This window comes from Yoonia sp. KMU-150, from assembly GCF_056858355.1.
Map to the genome: position 1 here is coordinate 1,125,914 of NZ_JBXEQF010000001.1, position 13,739 is coordinate 1,139,652.

Annotated in this window: 16 protein-coding genes; 5 read left to right on the plus strand and 11 right to left on the minus strand. The window is 64.7% G+C overall.

The features are described 5' to 3' along the window. Nucleotides 1-7 precede the first annotated feature (7 nt). Nucleotides 8-1,024: a ribose-phosphate pyrophosphokinase gene (locus AC04PH_RS05395; RefSeq protein WP_483064718.1), complete on the minus strand. Its 1,017-nt coding sequence runs from the start codon at nt 1,022-1,024 to the stop codon at nt 8-10. A gap of 116 nt (nt 1,025-1,140) precedes the next feature. Between AC04PH_RS05395 and AC04PH_RS05400 the strand changes: the two genes are divergently transcribed. Next, on the plus strand, nt 1,141-1,737 hold the full coding sequence (locus AC04PH_RS05400) for a DsbA family protein (RefSeq protein WP_483064719.1): 597 nt from the start codon (nt 1,141-1,143) through the stop codon (nt 1,735-1,737). 135 nt (nt 1,738-1,872) lie between these two features. Here AC04PH_RS05400 and AC04PH_RS05405 read toward each other — a convergent pair whose 3' ends face one another. The 6 genes from AC04PH_RS05405 to AC04PH_RS05430 form a co-directional block, all read right to left on the minus strand. Then, nucleotides 1,873-2,922, minus strand: coding sequence for a threonine aldolase family protein (locus tag AC04PH_RS05405; protein WP_483064720.1), 1,050 nt, complete (start codon nt 2,920-2,922; stop codon nt 1,873-1,875). Next, on the minus strand, nt 2,923-3,372 hold the full coding sequence (locus AC04PH_RS05410; protein WP_483064721.1) for a YcgN family cysteine cluster protein: 450 nt from the start codon (nt 3,370-3,372) through the stop codon (nt 2,923-2,925). Continuing rightward, nucleotides 3,365-4,303, minus strand: a complete 939-nt coding sequence (locus tag AC04PH_RS05415) for a bifunctional riboflavin kinase/FAD synthetase (protein ID WP_483064722.1) — start codon at nt 4,301-4,303, stop codon at nt 3,365-3,367. The genes AC04PH_RS05410 and AC04PH_RS05415 overlap by 8 nt, the downstream gene beginning before the upstream one ends. A 36-nt stretch (nt 4,304-4,339) precedes the next feature. Then, on the minus strand, nt 4,340-4,783 hold the full coding sequence (locus tag AC04PH_RS05420; protein WP_483064723.1) for a MaoC family dehydratase: 444 nt from the start codon (nt 4,781-4,783) through the stop codon (nt 4,340-4,342). Between the two features lie 92 nt (nt 4,784-4,875). Then, nucleotides 4,876-5,751 (minus strand): TIGR01459 family HAD-type hydrolase, encoded by an 876-nt coding sequence (locus AC04PH_RS05425; RefSeq protein ID WP_483064724.1) that lies wholly within the window; start codon nt 5,749-5,751, stop codon nt 4,876-4,878. Between the two features lie 133 nt (nt 5,752-5,884). Continuing rightward, entirely contained in the window at nt 5,885-6,802 is a 918-nt protein-coding gene (locus tag AC04PH_RS05430; protein ID WP_483064725.1) for a manganese-dependent inorganic pyrophosphatase, read from the minus strand. A gap of 575 nt (nt 6,803-7,377) precedes the next feature. On the opposite strand from AC04PH_RS05430, the gene AC04PH_RS05435 reads away from it, so the two are divergent. Then, entirely contained in the window at nt 7,378-8,052 is a 675-nt protein-coding gene (locus AC04PH_RS05435; RefSeq protein WP_483064726.1) for a DUF2161 domain-containing phosphodiesterase, read from the plus strand. Nucleotides 8,053-8,200: 148 nt separating this feature from the next. Here the strand turns inward: AC04PH_RS05435 and AC04PH_RS05440 are convergent, their stop codons facing one another. Both AC04PH_RS05440 and AC04PH_RS05445 read right to left on the minus strand, forming a co-directional pair. Beyond that, on the minus strand, nt 8,201-9,205 hold the full coding sequence (locus tag AC04PH_RS05440) for a TraB/GumN family protein (protein ID WP_483064727.1): 1,005 nt from the start codon (nt 9,203-9,205) through the stop codon (nt 8,201-8,203). A gap of 44 nt (nt 9,206-9,249) precedes the next feature. Next, nucleotides 9,250-9,555 (minus strand): hypothetical protein, encoded by a 306-nt coding sequence (locus AC04PH_RS05445; protein ID WP_483064728.1) that lies wholly within the window; start codon nt 9,553-9,555, stop codon nt 9,250-9,252. Between the two features lie 358 nt (nt 9,556-9,913). On the opposite strand from AC04PH_RS05445, the gene AC04PH_RS05450 reads away from it, so the two are divergent. Both AC04PH_RS05450 and groL read left to right on the plus strand, forming a co-directional pair. Further along, nucleotides 9,914-10,198, plus strand: coding sequence for a co-chaperone GroES (locus AC04PH_RS05450; protein ID WP_483064729.1), 285 nt, complete (start codon nt 9,914-9,916; stop codon nt 10,196-10,198). Between the two features lie 70 nt (nt 10,199-10,268). After that, complete coding sequence (gene groL, locus AC04PH_RS05455; RefSeq protein ID WP_483064730.1) at nt 10,269-11,915, plus strand: chaperonin GroEL; 1,647 nt, start codon at nt 10,269-10,271, stop codon at nt 11,913-11,915. 119 nt (nt 11,916-12,034) lie between these two features. Here groL and AC04PH_RS05460 read toward each other — a convergent pair whose 3' ends face one another. Next, nucleotides 12,035-12,319 (minus strand): hypothetical protein, encoded by a 285-nt coding sequence (locus AC04PH_RS05460; protein ID WP_483064731.1) that lies wholly within the window; start codon nt 12,317-12,319, stop codon nt 12,035-12,037. Nucleotides 12,320-12,391: 72 nt separating this feature from the next. On the opposite strand from AC04PH_RS05460, the gene AC04PH_RS05465 reads away from it, so the two are divergent. Next, nucleotides 12,392-13,225: a DMT family transporter gene (locus AC04PH_RS05465; protein WP_483064732.1), complete on the plus strand. Its 834-nt coding sequence runs from the start codon at nt 12,392-12,394 to the stop codon at nt 13,223-13,225. Here the strand turns inward: AC04PH_RS05465 and AC04PH_RS05470 are convergent. Further along, nucleotides 13,222-13,668: an NUDIX domain-containing protein gene (locus tag AC04PH_RS05470; protein ID WP_483064733.1), complete on the minus strand. Its 447-nt coding sequence runs from the start codon at nt 13,666-13,668 to the stop codon at nt 13,222-13,224. The two genes, AC04PH_RS05465 and AC04PH_RS05470, sit on opposite strands and share 4 nt — an antisense overlap. Between the last annotated feature and the right edge of the window lie 71 nt (nt 13,669-13,739).

Sequence of the window (13,739 nt, forward strand, 5' to 3'; positions counted from 1 at the left end):
GCGCGGCTTAGCCTCGATACATGCCCTCGTAGATCGGCCCCAGCGTCGCGTGATCGAAGAGCGAGGACACGGAGGTCCCGTTCGAGGTATTCAGGATCGCCTGTGCGAACATCGGTGCTGTCGGCACGATCCGGATATTCTTGCAGTTTCTGACCGCGTCGGTGGCGTGGATCGTGTCGGTGATGACAAGGTTCTTCATCACCGATTTGCTTACCCGTTCGACCGCGGGGCCGGACAGCACACCGTGGGTGATATAGGCGTGCACCTCTTTCGCGCCGTGTTCCATCAAAACCTCTGCCGCCTTGCAGAGCGTGCCGGCGGTATCCACGATATCGTCCACGACGATGCAGATCCGGTCCTTCACGTCGCCGATCACCGTCATTTCCGCCACCTCACCGGGCTTGCCGCGGCGCTTGTCGACGATGGACAGGGGTGCGCCGATGCGCTGCGCCAGATCGCGCGCGCGGGCCACGCCGCCCACGTCGGGTGAGACGACCATGATGTCGTCGCGCTGCTCCTTGAAGTAGTGCATCACGTCGAGCGCGTAGATCGGGCTGGCGTAAAGGTTGTCGACCGGAATGTCGAAGAAGCCCTGAATCTGCGTGGCGTGCAGGTCGAGCGTCAGGATCCGCTCCACCCCGGCCTCCACGATCATGTTGGCGACCAGCTTGGCGGTGATCGGCGTACGTGCCTTGGACCGGCGATCCTGCCGGGCATAGCCGAAATAGGGGATCACGGCGGTAATCCGTGCGGCCGACGACCGGCGCAGGGCGTCGGCGATGACCAGCAGTTCCATCAGGTTGTCGTTGGCGGGGTTCGAGGTGGGCTGCACGATGAACATATCCTCGCCGCGCACGTTCTCGAACACCTCGACGAATATCTCGCCGTCGTTGAACCGCTCCACCCGCGCGTCGACCAGGTCGACGGCGCGACCCCGGTGCATCGTCATGCGCCGCGCGACCTGTGCCGCCAGCGGGCGGTTCGCGTTGCCGGAGATGAGTTTCGGTTCATTGATGTGGGCCATGTGGGCGGCGTCCTTTGGCAGGCTGGCGTGAGCAACGTCACGGATTCGGAGCGTTGACACCGCGTAGCACACCGCTACCGTCGCGCAAAGATTTGCCAGCCGCAAAGGAGGCCCGAATGGCCCATATCGACTACTACTTCGCGACGCTGTCGCCCTACACCTATCTGTGCGGGCAGCGCCCGGCCGAGATCGCGGCCCGTCACGGTGCCACGCTGACCTACAAGCCGCTGGACATCATGGCGCTGTTCGAACGGACGGGCGGCACGCCGCCGGGCCAGCGCCACCCGAACCGGCAGGCCTACCGGTTGCAGGACATGCGCCGCCGTGCCGCCCTGCTGGACACGCCGATCAACGTGAAACCCGCGCATTGGCCCACCAACGGCGCGCCCGCGTCCTATGCGATCATCGCAGCACAAGAGGCGGGCGGCGACGTGGCGGGGCTCGTCGCCGCAATCAGCCGCGCCTGCTGGGCGGAAGAGAAGAACATCGCGGACGACGACGTGATCCGCGACTGCCTGACTGCTGCCGGGTTCGATGCCGACCTCGCCGACAAGGCGATGCTGCGCAGTGCCGAGACCTTTGCGAGAAATCTCGAAGAGGCGGTGAATGCCGGCGTCTTCGGCGCACCGTTCTTCGTGGTGGACAGCGGCGAGGTGTTCTGGGGCGAGGACCGGCTGATCGACCTGGAGGCGCATCTGTCCGGTCAGATATGATCTGACCGGACCGGGGGGCGGGGGCTGCGCCCCCGCCCGGAACGATCCTGCGGATCATATGGGGGTTTCACCCCTGCAGCCTGCGGCTGCCCCCCCAAGGTATTTTTGACCAAAAGAAGGGCCGCGGCGCGGGCCTCAACCGTCGCGCAGGATGGCGAGAAAGCGGTCGACACTTTCTTCTGTCGCGGACCAGTCGGTGACGAGGCGCGCGGTCAGAGGTTCGTCCGGGTCGCCCTGATGCGCGTCTCCGTCCCAGACGTAGTAGGTCGCGCCCGCATCCAGCAGGCGTTTGTGATCGCGGCGCGGGTACCGGGTGAAGATCATGTTGGCCTGTGGGTCGTGCAGCAGCTCTGCGCGGTTGTGGTCGCGCAGGCCCGCGGCCAGCTGCGCGGTGCGGGCGTTGGCCATCCGCGCCATCTCCAGCCACAGCCCGTCGGTCAGGTATGCGCCCATCTGGGCGGACAGATAGCGGTGCTTGGAGAAGAGATGCCCGCCGCGCTTGCGCCGCAACTCGAACTCCCAGGTAAGTTTCGGGTCGAAGATCACGCAGGCCTCGACCCCCAGCAGCCCGTTCTTGGTGCCGCCGAAGCTGACGGCATCGACGCCGGATTTCCACGTCATCTCGGCGGCCGTGCATCCCAGCGCCACAAGCGCGTTGGTGAACCGCGCGCCGTCCATATGGACCTTGCAGCCGAAATCCTGCGCCACTGAGGTGAGCGCGCGCAATTCGTCCAGCGAATGCACTGTGCCTTTTTCGGTCACCTGCGTGATCGACACCGGGCCGCGCTGCGGTCCGTGCACGCCGCGCGACTCTTCTGCCGCGATGGCGGCGCGCAGGGCGTCGGGGGTCATCTTGGCATCGGTCGCGGGCACCAGCGTCAACTTTGCGCCGCTGTAGAATTCCGGTGCGTTGCACTCGTCTTCGTGGATATGGGCGACGGGCGAGCAGAAGATCGTATCCCACGGGTTTGCCATCGTGGCCAGCAGGATCGCATTGGCCGCGGTGCCGGTCGCGACGAGATAGACCGCCGCGTCGGGGGCCTCGAACATCTCGCGGATTTGCGCGGTCACTGCTTCCATCGCGGCCTCTGCCCCGTAGCCGGAGGTGTAGCCTGCGTTGGCGTCCATTAGCGCCTGCATCACACGCGGGTGCGCGGGGCCGCCGTTGTCGGAAGCGAAGAACATCTAGGTCGGCTCCTCTATGATGTGGTCGTCCCAGTCGTCGTCATCGACCTCGAATTCCGGTACGGTCATGCCCTGCACGGACACGCCCGCGCGGTGCACGCTGTCCGGGTCGCCACTGACCAAAGGGTGCCAGTCGTAAAGCGGGCGACCTTCGTAAAGCAGGCGGTAGCCGCAGGTCTGCGGCAACCAATAAAGGTTGTCTTTCAGCGTCCTGGGGGTCAAGACGATACATTCCGGCACGAATTGGTGACGGATCGGGTATTGTGTGCACCGGCAGGTGGTGTCGTCGAGCAGGCGGCAGGCCACACGGGTCAGGGCGACCTCGCCGGTGTCCTCGTCCTCCAGCTTGTTCAGGCAGCACTTGCCGCAGCCGTCGCAGACGCTTTCCCACTCGGCGCGGGTGAAATCGGCCATTTTCTTGGCATGCCAGAAGGGCGCGGGATCAGGCATGTTTCAGGATGTCCCGCGCCTGAGCGCAATCGGCGTCCATCTGCGCGATCAACGCGTCGAGGCTGTCGAATTTCAGTTCCGGGCGCAGGAAGTCGACCAGCGCGACAGACACTTCCACGCCGTAGAGATCGCCGCTGAAATCGAAAATGAAGGTTTCGCAATTCGGCTGGTTTTCACCGAACATCGGGCGGGTTCCGATGGAGGCAGCACCGTGGTAGTTGCCCGCGAGTGGACCGTCGCGCACCGTGATCTTCACCGCATAGACGCCGAATTTCGGCTGATGCAGCCCGGCAATGGACATATTCGCGGTCGGATAACCCAGATCGCGGCCACGCTGGTCACCGCGGATCACCGTGCCTTCGATCCGGTGCCAGTGGCCCAGCATGGTTGCCGCATCCTCTGGGCGACCTTCCGTGAGCGCCAGACGGATCGCGGTGGACGAGATTTCGCCCGCCTCGCCGTCGATCAGCGGGGCCAGTGTGACGCCGAAATTCATTTCCGCGCCAAAGGCTTGCAGGTCTGCGGCGGTGCCGGCGCGGTCCTTGCCAAAGCGGAAATCCTCGCCCACGACCACATGGGTCAGGCCGAGACGGTTCGCGATGACGTCCTGCGCGAAATCATGCGGCGACAGGGCGGCGAGGGCGGCGTTGAACGGCACCTCATAGAGCTTTTCCACGCCCAGTTTCGCCAGCCGGTTGGCCTTGGCCGTGGCGTTCATCAGGCGGAAAGGTGCGCTGTCGGGGGCGAAATAGCTGCGGGGGTGCGGTTCGAACGTCATCACGCCAAGCGGCGCGCCGGTGTCCGCAGCGACCCCACGCGCCAGGTCGATCACCGATTGGTGGCCCAGATGCACACCGTCGAAATTGCCGATGGCGGCGGCGGCACCCCGGTCGGCGGGGTCGATGAACAGGGTGTCGCGGATGATGCGCATGGCGCTGCGTAGCGCGCGGCGCAAGCGCGTGCAAGGTCAGTCGAACTTGCGCGAGGGGGCCAGCACCGTCGCCTCTCCGGTCAGGACCTTCTTGCCCTCGACGATGCAGCGGGTGTCCATCGTCACGCGGCGTTTGGAGTGGTCGATATCGGTCACCTCGACCTCGGCCAGCACCATGTCGCCGGGGCGCACGGGAGCCATGAATTTCAGGCTCTGGCCCAGATAGACGGTACCGTGGCCGGGGAGCTGTTCACCGATCACGGCGGAGACCAGACCGGCGGTCAGCATGCCGTGCGCGATGCGTCCGCCGAAGATCGTGTCGTGGGCGTAGTCATCATCCAGATGGACTGGATTGCGGTCGGTGGAGACCTCGGCGAAAAGTTCGATGTCGCGGTCCGTCACGACCTTGCGCAGTGACCGGGTCATGCCGATTTCGATGTCTTCGATGCAGATCGTGCCGCGCGGTGCGTTGTCGAGCATTTCTGCCTCCGTCAGGTAATTAAACTCCACCAGCATACACCAGTTTGAAATTTAATTACTTTGCGAATGCAGCATTGGCAAGTGTTTTCTGCCTAGCGCAAATGCCCGATGCTGTAGGTGGGCGACATCATTTCCGTTTGTAAATAATCGGTTAACGCTTGGCGGTCAGGTTGGTCGTCGGTTTTCGTTTCCGTCGCCGCGAGGCCGCCGGAGATGAACAGCGAATCGAGGTCTTCCTGCACGGCACCCAGAATGTCCGTGCCGATGCCGTCGCCGATGCAGATGATACGCGGGTCGGGTTGCGCGTTTGCTAACGCCGCGTGCCGGCGGCGGGCGAGATCGTAGATCGGGGGGTGCGGCTTGCCGAAATAGAGGCTCTCGCCGCCCATTTCGGTATAGAGTTTCGCCAGCGCTCCGGCGCACCATTCGCGGTCCTCACCCCTGTCCACGACGATATCGGGATTGGCGCAGAGCAGCTTCAGCCCCTTTTGCTTTGCATAAAGAAACTCGGGGCGATTTACGTCCGGGTCGGCGTAGGGATCGAAGGGGCCGCAGCAAACGATGCCTTCGGCCTCGTCAAGCGGAACCTTTTGAATGTTGACGGGATCGTCGATGATTTTCAGAGGCTTGAAGAAATCGTCGTCGCGCGGACTTTCGCCCATGAACCAGATTTTCGACCCCACCACGCCCCGATACATCGCCGCGCGCGCACTGTCGCCGGAGGTGGCGATCGCGTCCCATGCGTCGTCCGGCACGCCCAGCCCTGCGATCTGTTGCGCGACGGAATCCCAAGGCCGGGGGGAGTTGGTGACCAGCACCACCACGCCGCCTGTGGCGCGGTAATCCTGCATCGCCTTCACCGCTGCAGGATGCGCTTTCAGCCCGTCGTGCATACAGCCCCAGAGATCCACGAAGGCGGCATCGTAGTCGCCTGAGATTTCGGAAAAGCGGGTGATGATCTGGGACATGACGCAGGGCCTGTTAACCGTGAATGGGATTGTCACAACCCGTGCACCGGGCGTGCACCGACCGTGCACCGGGGCGGTGAAAATGAAAAGGGGCGCGTGATGCGCCCCAAATCGTTAACGGCACATCGTCAGATTAACGCTTGAGGTTCGGGATGATCTGCTTCTTGCGGCTCATCACGCCGGGTAGCACGACCGTATCGCCATCGACCGTCGCGCCGAATGAAGCCTGCGCGATGGATTTCACCAGATCGTTGGGCACCAGTAGCGTCGCTTCCTCGTTCAGGATGTCGACCACGAAGAGCAGCACCTGATCGACGCCGTCCTCGCGCGCGACATCCGTCATCGAGGCCATCAGGCTGTCCTTGCGGTCGAGCACGACGGCGGGGGATGTGGTTTCCAGCACCGAGACGCGCAGGGCGGTGCCGTCCATGTCGAACGCCTTGCTGTCCATGCGCAGCAGTTCGGCGTCCGAGAAGCGGGAGACATCGGATTTGGCGGTGAACATATCGGCTGCGTAATCCGGGATGGCGACGCCCAGCGACGCGGCCAGCCCTTCGGCCAGTGTGCGGTCGACCGCCGTGGTAGTGGGCGAGCGGAATTCAAGCGTGTCCGACAGGATGCACGACAGCATGAGGCCCTTGACGCCCTCGGGCATCTGGGCGGCGTGTTCGCCCATCATCTCGTGCATGATGGTGGCGGTGCAGGCCAGCGGACGTACGGTGATGTCGATGGGGGCCAGCGTTTCCAGCCCGCCCACGAGGCGGTGATGGTCGATGATCGCGGTGACGTTGGCCTGATTGATGTTGGCCGGCAGTTCGGCGGGGTTGTTGGTATCGACGATCACGCAGGGCTGTCCGTCCTCCACGTCATCGATGATGTCGGGCACGGCGAAACCCCAGCGGTCGGCGACGAAGGCAGCCTCGGTATTCGGTGTGCCGAGCAGGACGGCCTTGGCATCCTGACCGGTGTGGCCAAGGTACCAGGCCCAGATCAGGGCGGAGCCGAGGGAATCGGTATCGGGGGCCTTGTGGCCGAAAACGAGCGTTGTCATGGGTCGTCATGCCTTCAATCGGGTGATTTGCGCGCCTTATAGGTAGGCGATTGCGGTTTGTCACGGCCCCGCCGGATTTGACTTTCGGCGGCGGTTATGCTGCTATCAGTGCATTGAAAAGGAGACGAGCCGATGGACAATTCAGCAATCTGACCTCGCCCGTGCCATGACTTTACTGTCAGTCGGCACATGACCTTTTCCCAGAGGAGTATCCTGACAATGGACTTGTTCGCCTGACCCCAAGCGGGGATCGCAGGTGCGCCGTGCCGCACCCGAATTTTCCAGAACTCAAGAGGCTCACCATGCCAGATAAACCTGAAAAACCTGCCTTTGGGCAAAAGACTCCGGCTGTCCACAACGCGGATGTGCCGTCGATCCCGGACGACAGGCCGCCACACAAGGGGCCGCCCCGCGACCTGCGGCGGCCCAGCCTGAAACGCAACGTGAGGCCGGTGCCGTTGCCGGGCAAATCGCGCGGCCGTTGATGCAGCCGGGTGCGGGGCGCGCGCTGTACGCGCGCGCCCCGCACTTTTTCGGTCTTGGTCCCGCGGCACGAAACCGGCAGGATACGCGCCATGACCAACCCGCGCGAGGCCGATCTCTATCCCCCCGTCAAGGCGTTCCTGCAGCGGCAGGGCTATGAGGTGAAGGGCGAGGTGGGGGCCGCCGATATCGTCGCAGTGCGCGGTGGCGAGGACCCGGTTGTGGTGGAACTGAAACTGGGGTTTTCGTTGGCGCTGTTCCATCAGGGCATCGCGCGGCTGGCGGCGACCGACCTGGTTTACGTGGCGGTGCCGCACAAGCCCGGCAAACCATTCGCCCGCGCGCTGAAGGACAATGTGGCGCTGGCCCGGCGCGTGGGGCTGGGCGTGCTGACGGTGCGGCTGCGCGACGGGCATGTGGAGGCGCATTGCGACCCCGGCCCCTATGCCGCGCGCACAGCCAAGAAGAAGCGGCAGCGGTTGCTCAAGGCTTTCGAGCGGCTGAAGGGCGATCCCAACGCCGGCGGGGCGACGCGGCACGGGCTGGTGACGGGATACCGGCAGGACGCGCTGCGCTGTGCGCGGTTTCTGGCGGTGCACGGCGCGTCCAAGGGCAGCGTGGTGAAGGACTGGGCCGAGGTGCCGGACGCCACGGCGATCATGCGCAACGATCATTATGGCTGGTTCCGGCGGGTCGAAAAGGGCGTTTACGCGCTGACGGAGACGGGGCGCCGCGGGCTGGCCGATTACGGCGATACCGATACCTGACGGTGCCCGGCCGCGTCTGACCGCGCGGAGGGCTGCGCCCGCACCTTTGGCTGGCTTGGGCTGCGCCCAAGGGTTCGGGGGCTTCGCCCCCGTCTGCCTGCGGCAGCCTCCCCAAGGTATTTGAAACCGGAAGAAGCGGGGTGCTGGATCAATCGAGGCGGGTGAGGGTCCAGCCGTCCTGCGCCAGCAGGTTCAGCACACCGTATTCACCGGGCAGGTGGGCCGCGCCTGCGGCGACGACGACATCGTCATGCGTGGCCGCCGCGCGCGCGATCACCGGCATCCAGTCGAGATTGCGGTCGATCAGCAGTCCCTGTTCGGTACGGGTGAAGATTTCCGCCGCGGTTTCGGGGTCGATCCCGGGGATCGCCGTCACGGCGTAGCGCGAGGCCTCCCACATCTCGGCGGTGCGGCCGGTGGCGTAGCCCGAGAGCATGGTGGCGAAGATCGCCTCCTGCAGGGATACCGGCGGCAGGGCCACTTCGAGCTGTTCGATCTGTTCGGCCACGGTGCCCTCGCGCATGATGTCGAAGAGCGTCTCCCACGGCTCCAGCGCCTGTATCGGCACGCCGGCGGCCTGCGCGTCGGCGATGAGCAGGTGATCGAGCCCCGGCGCGCCCGCGGCGACCCCGGCCATCGCACAGGGCGGGATCGAAAGGGTCAGCCCCAGATACCAGGGCTGGAACTGGGCCACGAGGAAGGGCGGTATCTGGCGTGCCTCTGCCGCCGCGGTGACCTTGTCCCACAGATCGGGGGGCAGCAGGTCGGGCAGGGTGGGGCCGTCCGTGATCAGGTAGAAATCGGGGTTTTCGGCCAGGGCTGCCAGCATCGCGGCCTCTTCCGTCGGCGTGGCCTCGACCAGCAGCAGGTCGGCCTGTGTGACCAGCGGCGCGACCCGGTCACGGATCGCGGGCAGCGCGGGGGTGTCGATGTGGATCGTGCCGATCACGGTGATCGTCGCGTCATCGCGCGTTGCCTGCCAGACCAGACCCGCGTTGTAGGGCGTTGCATTCGTAGCGGCGCGCAGGGCGGCCAGATCGTCCGGCGGCATCGTTTCGATCAGCCCCGGGCCGTCGCAGAGGGCGAAGGCGGGCAGGGCCGGGGCGGTCAGGCAGGCGGCCAGACCGGCAGTCAGACAGATGCGCAGAAACACGGGGCGGGATCCTCCGGGTGACGGGTGGGGCGTCCGGGCGATGGTCAGCCCGGACGCTGCTGCATGATCATACGCTGTCCGATCCGGATCAGCCAGCGGCCAAGATGATCGCGCAGGCTGCGGCGCGGCGGTGGCACGACCTGCAGGCGCAGCCCGGCAATCATCGGCCGTCCGCTGGGCGACAGCGGCAGCGTCGCGGGCGGTGCGATCAGCGGCACCGGTGGCCAGCCTGTCGATGAAGGCCGCAGGTCAAGCCGGGCAGGCAGGCTGCGCCGCGGCGGTTTCACGCCGGCGGACGGATGCGGATGCGGGCCGACCCTGTGGTCGGTGAAGATAAATGGGGGATGCATGGAACGTGTCCTGAAAACGTCTGGAATGTCGGGAAAGGGGGTGCGTCGCGGGACGCACGCTTAGGCAGTGCGCTACCACGGGTGGGTACAAAGGGTCTCCATATTGCGCATTGCCGTTCCTTTCGATTCGCGTTTTCGCTGGCATGGTGTTAGCGCAGCCCGGTGCCGCAACCAAAGGGTTTTTGCGGATGGCGCGCAGCTGTGTGGCAAAGCTGCCGCTCCGGGGCGCGGCGGCGCGGGAAAAAAACGCGACGTGGCCCGTTGACAGGCACCGGCCACTTACTTACCTACGCTGCGTTATCACTCGCCCCGTGTGAGTGCTAACATCGGGAGAAACGCAAGCAAGGGAAGTTTCGACATGGCATTCACACCACTTCATGACCGTGTACTGGTGCGTCGCATCGAAAGCGACGAAAAGACAAAGGGCGGCCTGATCATTCCGGACAGCGCCAAGGAAAAGCCGGCCGAGGGCGAAGTCGTCAGCGTCGGTGCAGGTGCACGCAAAGACAGCGGCGAGCTGATCGAGATGGCCGTGAAGGCCGGTGACAAGGTCCTGTTCGGCAAGTGGTCCGGCACCGAGGTGAAGATCGACGGTGAAGACCTTCTGATCATGAAAGAAAGCGACATTCTGGGCACGCTGTAAGCCAGAGGGCGGGCCTCGCCTGCCGACCGAATGACCGCAATCCACACATAGAAATTCAAGGAGCTGAACAATGGCTGCTAAAGACGTCAAATTCGATACCGACGCACGCAATCGCATGCTGAAAGGTGTCAACACACTGGCCAACGCCGTAAAGGTCACGCTGGGGCCAAAGGGCCGCAACGTGGTTCTCGACAAATCCTTCGGCGCACCGCGCATCACCAAGGACGGTGTGTCCGTTGCCAAGGAAATCGAGCTGGAAGACAAGTTCGAGAACATGGGCGCGCAGATGGTGAAGGAAGTCGCTTCCCGCACCAACGACGAAGCCGGTGACGGCACCACCACCGCGACGGTTCTGGCGCAGGCCATCGTCAAGGAAGGCATGAAATCCGTCGCCGCCGGTATGAACCCGATGGACCTCAAGCGCGGCATCGACCTCGCGACGTTGAAAGTCGTCGAGGCCATCAAGGCCGCCGCACGCGACGTAACCGACAGCGACGAAGTGGCGCAGGTCGGCACAATTTCCGCCAACGGCGAAGCCGAAATCGGTCGTCAGATCGCCGACGCGATGCAGAAAGTCGGCAACGAGGGTGTCATCACCGTTGAAGAAAACAAGGGTCTGGAAACGGAAACCGATGTCGTCGAAGGCATGCAGTTCGACCGCGGCTACCTGTCGCCCTACTTCACCACCAACACCGAAAAGATGACGGCCGAGCTGGAGGATGCGATCATCCTGCTGCACGAGAAAAAGCTGTCGTCGCTGCAGCCGATGGTACCCCTGCTGGAATCCGTGATCCAGTCCGGCAAGCCCCTGCTGATCATCGCCGAGGACGTCGAGGGTGAAGCCCTGGCCACGCTCGTCGTGAACAAGCTGCGCGGTGGTCTGAAGATCGCGGCCGTCAAGGCTCCCGGTTTCGGTGACCGCCGCAAGGCCATGCTGCAGGACATCGCGATCCTGACCGGCGGTCAGGTGATTTCCGAAGATCTGGGCATGAAGCTGGAGAACGTCACGATCGACATGCTGGGTTCGGCCAAGAAGGTGAACATCACCAAGGACGAGACCACCATCGTGGACGGCGGCGGCGACAAGGCCGAGATCGAGGCACGGGTCACGCAGATCCGCGCGCAGATCGAAACCACCGACAGCGACTACGATCGCGAGAAGCTGCAGGAACGTGTGGCCAAGCTCGCCGGTGGTGTTGCCGTGATCCGCGTCGGCGGCATGTCCGAAGTAGAAGTGAAAGAACGCAAGGATCGTGTCGACGACGCCCTGAACGCGACCCGTGCGGCCGTGCAGGAAGGCATCGTCGTGGGTGGCGGTGTCGCCCTCGTGCAGGCCGGCAAGGTGCTGGAAGGTCTGGAAGGTGCGAACTCCGACCAGAACGTCGGTATCTCCATCGTCCGCAAGGCGCTCGAGGCGCCGCTGCGTCAGATCGCCGAGAACTCCGGCGTGGACGGATCGGTCGTTGCGGGCAAAATCCGCGAAAGCAACGACAAGACCTATGGCTTCAACGCCCAGACCGAGGAATATGGCGACATGTTCAAGTTCGGCGTGATCGACCCCGCAAAGGTCGTGCGCACCGCGCTGCAGGACGCCGCATCGGTTGCCGGTCTTCTGATCACGACCGAAGCGATGGTCGCCGATAAGCCGCAGAAAGAAGGTGCCGGTGGCGCTGGCGGCGGCATGCCCGACATGGGCGGCATGGGCGGCATGATGTAAGACGCGTTTTGCCCGCAGGGCAAACGCGGCTGGATGCGGCAAGGTCTTTTGCTTGCAAAAGAGCCTGAAAGCATCACCGTCACAAACACCGAGGGCGTCCCAAACCGGGGCGCCCTTTCTTATTTCATCGCCCCGATCAGGCACTGGATTTGCGCGGCTTTTCCGTCGTGCCCGAAGCAAGCACCGAAAAATCCTGTGCTGGTGTGTTCGAACGCGACCAGCGCAACGCCAGCGTCTTCGCCACGCAGTACAAGACCACGCTGGCCGAACCGGACTTCGCAACGACAACCCATATCGCTGCGCATCACCGAAAAGGTTTGGTGTATGAGGATCGGGCAAGCCGTGAAGCCTGTAACCCGACAAGGCAAGGGTCTGTTCGCGCGGATCGTCTGACTGACCGTCATTCGCATCCCGTCGTATCACATCGGCGCGACGGGGATTGCATCACCGGGGTATCCGTAATCTAGCTGCCGGTCATGCAGCTGTTTCTTCTCACGTCTCTCGTCATGACCGCCTTTGCAGCGAATTCGGTGCTGAACCGGATCGGTGTCGCGACATACGGGATGGACCCGCTGGTCTTTGCCGCGATCCGCACGGCGGCGGGGGCGGCGATGCTGGCGGTGCTGGTCCTTGGCGGGTCGGTGCCGTTCCCGCCTGTCCTCAGCGCCAAGCGGTTCGGCGGGGCCGTGGCACTGACGATCTATATGATCGGTTTCTCCGCGGCCTACCTCAGCCTCGATGCGGGGCTGGGTGCGCTGATCCTGTTCGGTGTGCTGCAGGTCGTCATGTTCGGCTGGGCCATCGTGGAGGGGCAGCGGATCACGCCGCTGCGCTGGGCCGGGGCAGGGATCGCGCTGGTGGGTCTGGCGGTGTTGTTGTGGCCCGGCGGGGACGCGGCCGTGCCACTTGCCGGATCGCTCCTGATGGTCGCGGCGGGCGTGGGCTGGGGCGTCTACACGCTGCTGGGCCGGGGCGAGGCAGATGCGCTGGGGGCGACGGCGGTCAACTTCGTGCTGTGCCTGCCGCTGGTGGCGCTTGGGCTGGGTCTGGCCGGACCCGGGGCGCTCACCGTCGGCGGTGTGGCGACGGCCGTGCTGGCCGGGGCCGTCACCTCGGGGCTGGGCTACGCCTTGTGGTACCGGGTCCTGCCGCGGCTGGCGACGACGACAGCGGCCGTCGCGCAGTTGAGCGTGCCGGTCATCGCTGTCGCGGCGGGCGTGGTCTTTCTGGACGAGGCGCTGAGCGCGCGGCTGCTGATCGCGGGCGCACTGGTGCTGGGCGGAATCGCCGTGTCACTGATCAGGCGCTAGCGCAGGATCGGCTCCAATGGGTCGTAGCCGGGCGCATCGGCGTCCTGCCAGGCGACGGCGGCGAGGCTGTCGGGCTTGACCCGCAGGCTGGCCATGTCGGTACGGGTGACCCACCGCCTGTGCGTCACGATGCCTTCCGGGTCGGTCCAGTCGCCATGCGGATCGCCGGATATGATCCGACAGCGGAAATAGACGTCGACCTGATGAAAGTCGTGGTCGGGATCGTGGAACTCGTTGACCAGACAGGGTGCGCCGACGGAAATTTGCAATCCCGTCTCTTCCATCACCTCGCGGATCAGGTTGTCGGGCAGGCTGCTGTGCGGCTCCACCCCGCCACCGGGCGCGCAAAGCAGCCGGTCGCTGCCTTTCCAGGCATTCACCAGCAGCAGACGGTTTTCGTGCAGCAGGATCGCGCGGACGGCAAGGCGGGGCGGGCGGAGCATGGCGTGATGCTGGGCCGCCGCGCAGAAAGACGCAAGGTCAGGATCGGCTGACCTTCCTTTTGGGTCTGGCG

What these genes read in the sequence shown, in the direction of transcription:
- groL (WP_483064730.1), top strand. Translation starts at nt 10,269, where the DNA reads ATGGCTGCTAAAGACGTCAAATTCGATACCGACGCACGCAATCGCATG.
- AC04PH_RS05410 (WP_483064721.1), bottom strand. Translation starts at nt 3,372, where the DNA reads ATGCCTGATCCCGCGCCCTTCTGGCATGCCAAGAAAATGGCCGATTTC.
- AC04PH_RS05405 (WP_483064720.1), bottom strand. Translation starts at nt 2,922, where the DNA reads ATGTTCTTCGCTTCCGACAACGGCGGCCCCGCGCACCCGCGTGTGATG.
- AC04PH_RS05460 (WP_483064731.1), bottom strand. Translation starts at nt 12,319, where the DNA reads ATGACGGTCAGTCAGACGATCCGCGCGAACAGACCCTTGCCTTGTCGG.
- AC04PH_RS05435 (WP_483064726.1), top strand. Translation starts at nt 7,378, where the DNA reads ATGACCAACCCGCGCGAGGCCGATCTCTATCCCCCCGTCAAGGCGTTC.
- AC04PH_RS05465 (WP_483064732.1), top strand. Translation starts at nt 12,392, where the DNA reads ATGCAGCTGTTTCTTCTCACGTCTCTCGTCATGACCGCCTTTGCAGCG.
- AC04PH_RS05415 (WP_483064722.1), bottom strand. Translation starts at nt 4,303, where the DNA reads ATGCGCATCATCCGCGACACCCTGTTCATCGACCCCGCCGACCGGGGT.
- AC04PH_RS05430 (WP_483064725.1), bottom strand. Translation starts at nt 6,802, where the DNA reads ATGACAACGCTCGTTTTCGGCCACAAGGCCCCCGATACCGATTCCCTC.
- AC04PH_RS05420 (WP_483064723.1), bottom strand. Translation starts at nt 4,783, where the DNA reads ATGCTCGACAACGCACCGCGCGGCACGATCTGCATCGAAGACATCGAA.
- AC04PH_RS05400 (WP_483064719.1), top strand. Translation starts at nt 1,141, where the DNA reads ATGGCCCATATCGACTACTACTTCGCGACGCTGTCGCCCTACACCTAT.
- AC04PH_RS05445 (WP_483064728.1), bottom strand. Translation starts at nt 9,555, where the DNA reads ATGCATCCCCCATTTATCTTCACCGACCACAGGGTCGGCCCGCATCCG.
- AC04PH_RS05470 (WP_483064733.1), bottom strand. Translation starts at nt 13,668, where the DNA reads ATGCTCCGCCCGCCCCGCCTTGCCGTCCGCGCGATCCTGCTGCACGAA.
- AC04PH_RS05395 (WP_483064718.1), bottom strand. Translation starts at nt 1,024, where the DNA reads ATGGCCCACATCAATGAACCGAAACTCATCTCCGGCAACGCGAACCGC.
- AC04PH_RS05450 (WP_483064729.1), top strand. Translation starts at nt 9,914, where the DNA reads ATGGCATTCACACCACTTCATGACCGTGTACTGGTGCGTCGCATCGAA.
- AC04PH_RS05425 (WP_483064724.1), bottom strand. Translation starts at nt 5,751, where the DNA reads ATGTCCCAGATCATCACCCGCTTTTCCGAAATCTCAGGCGACTACGAT.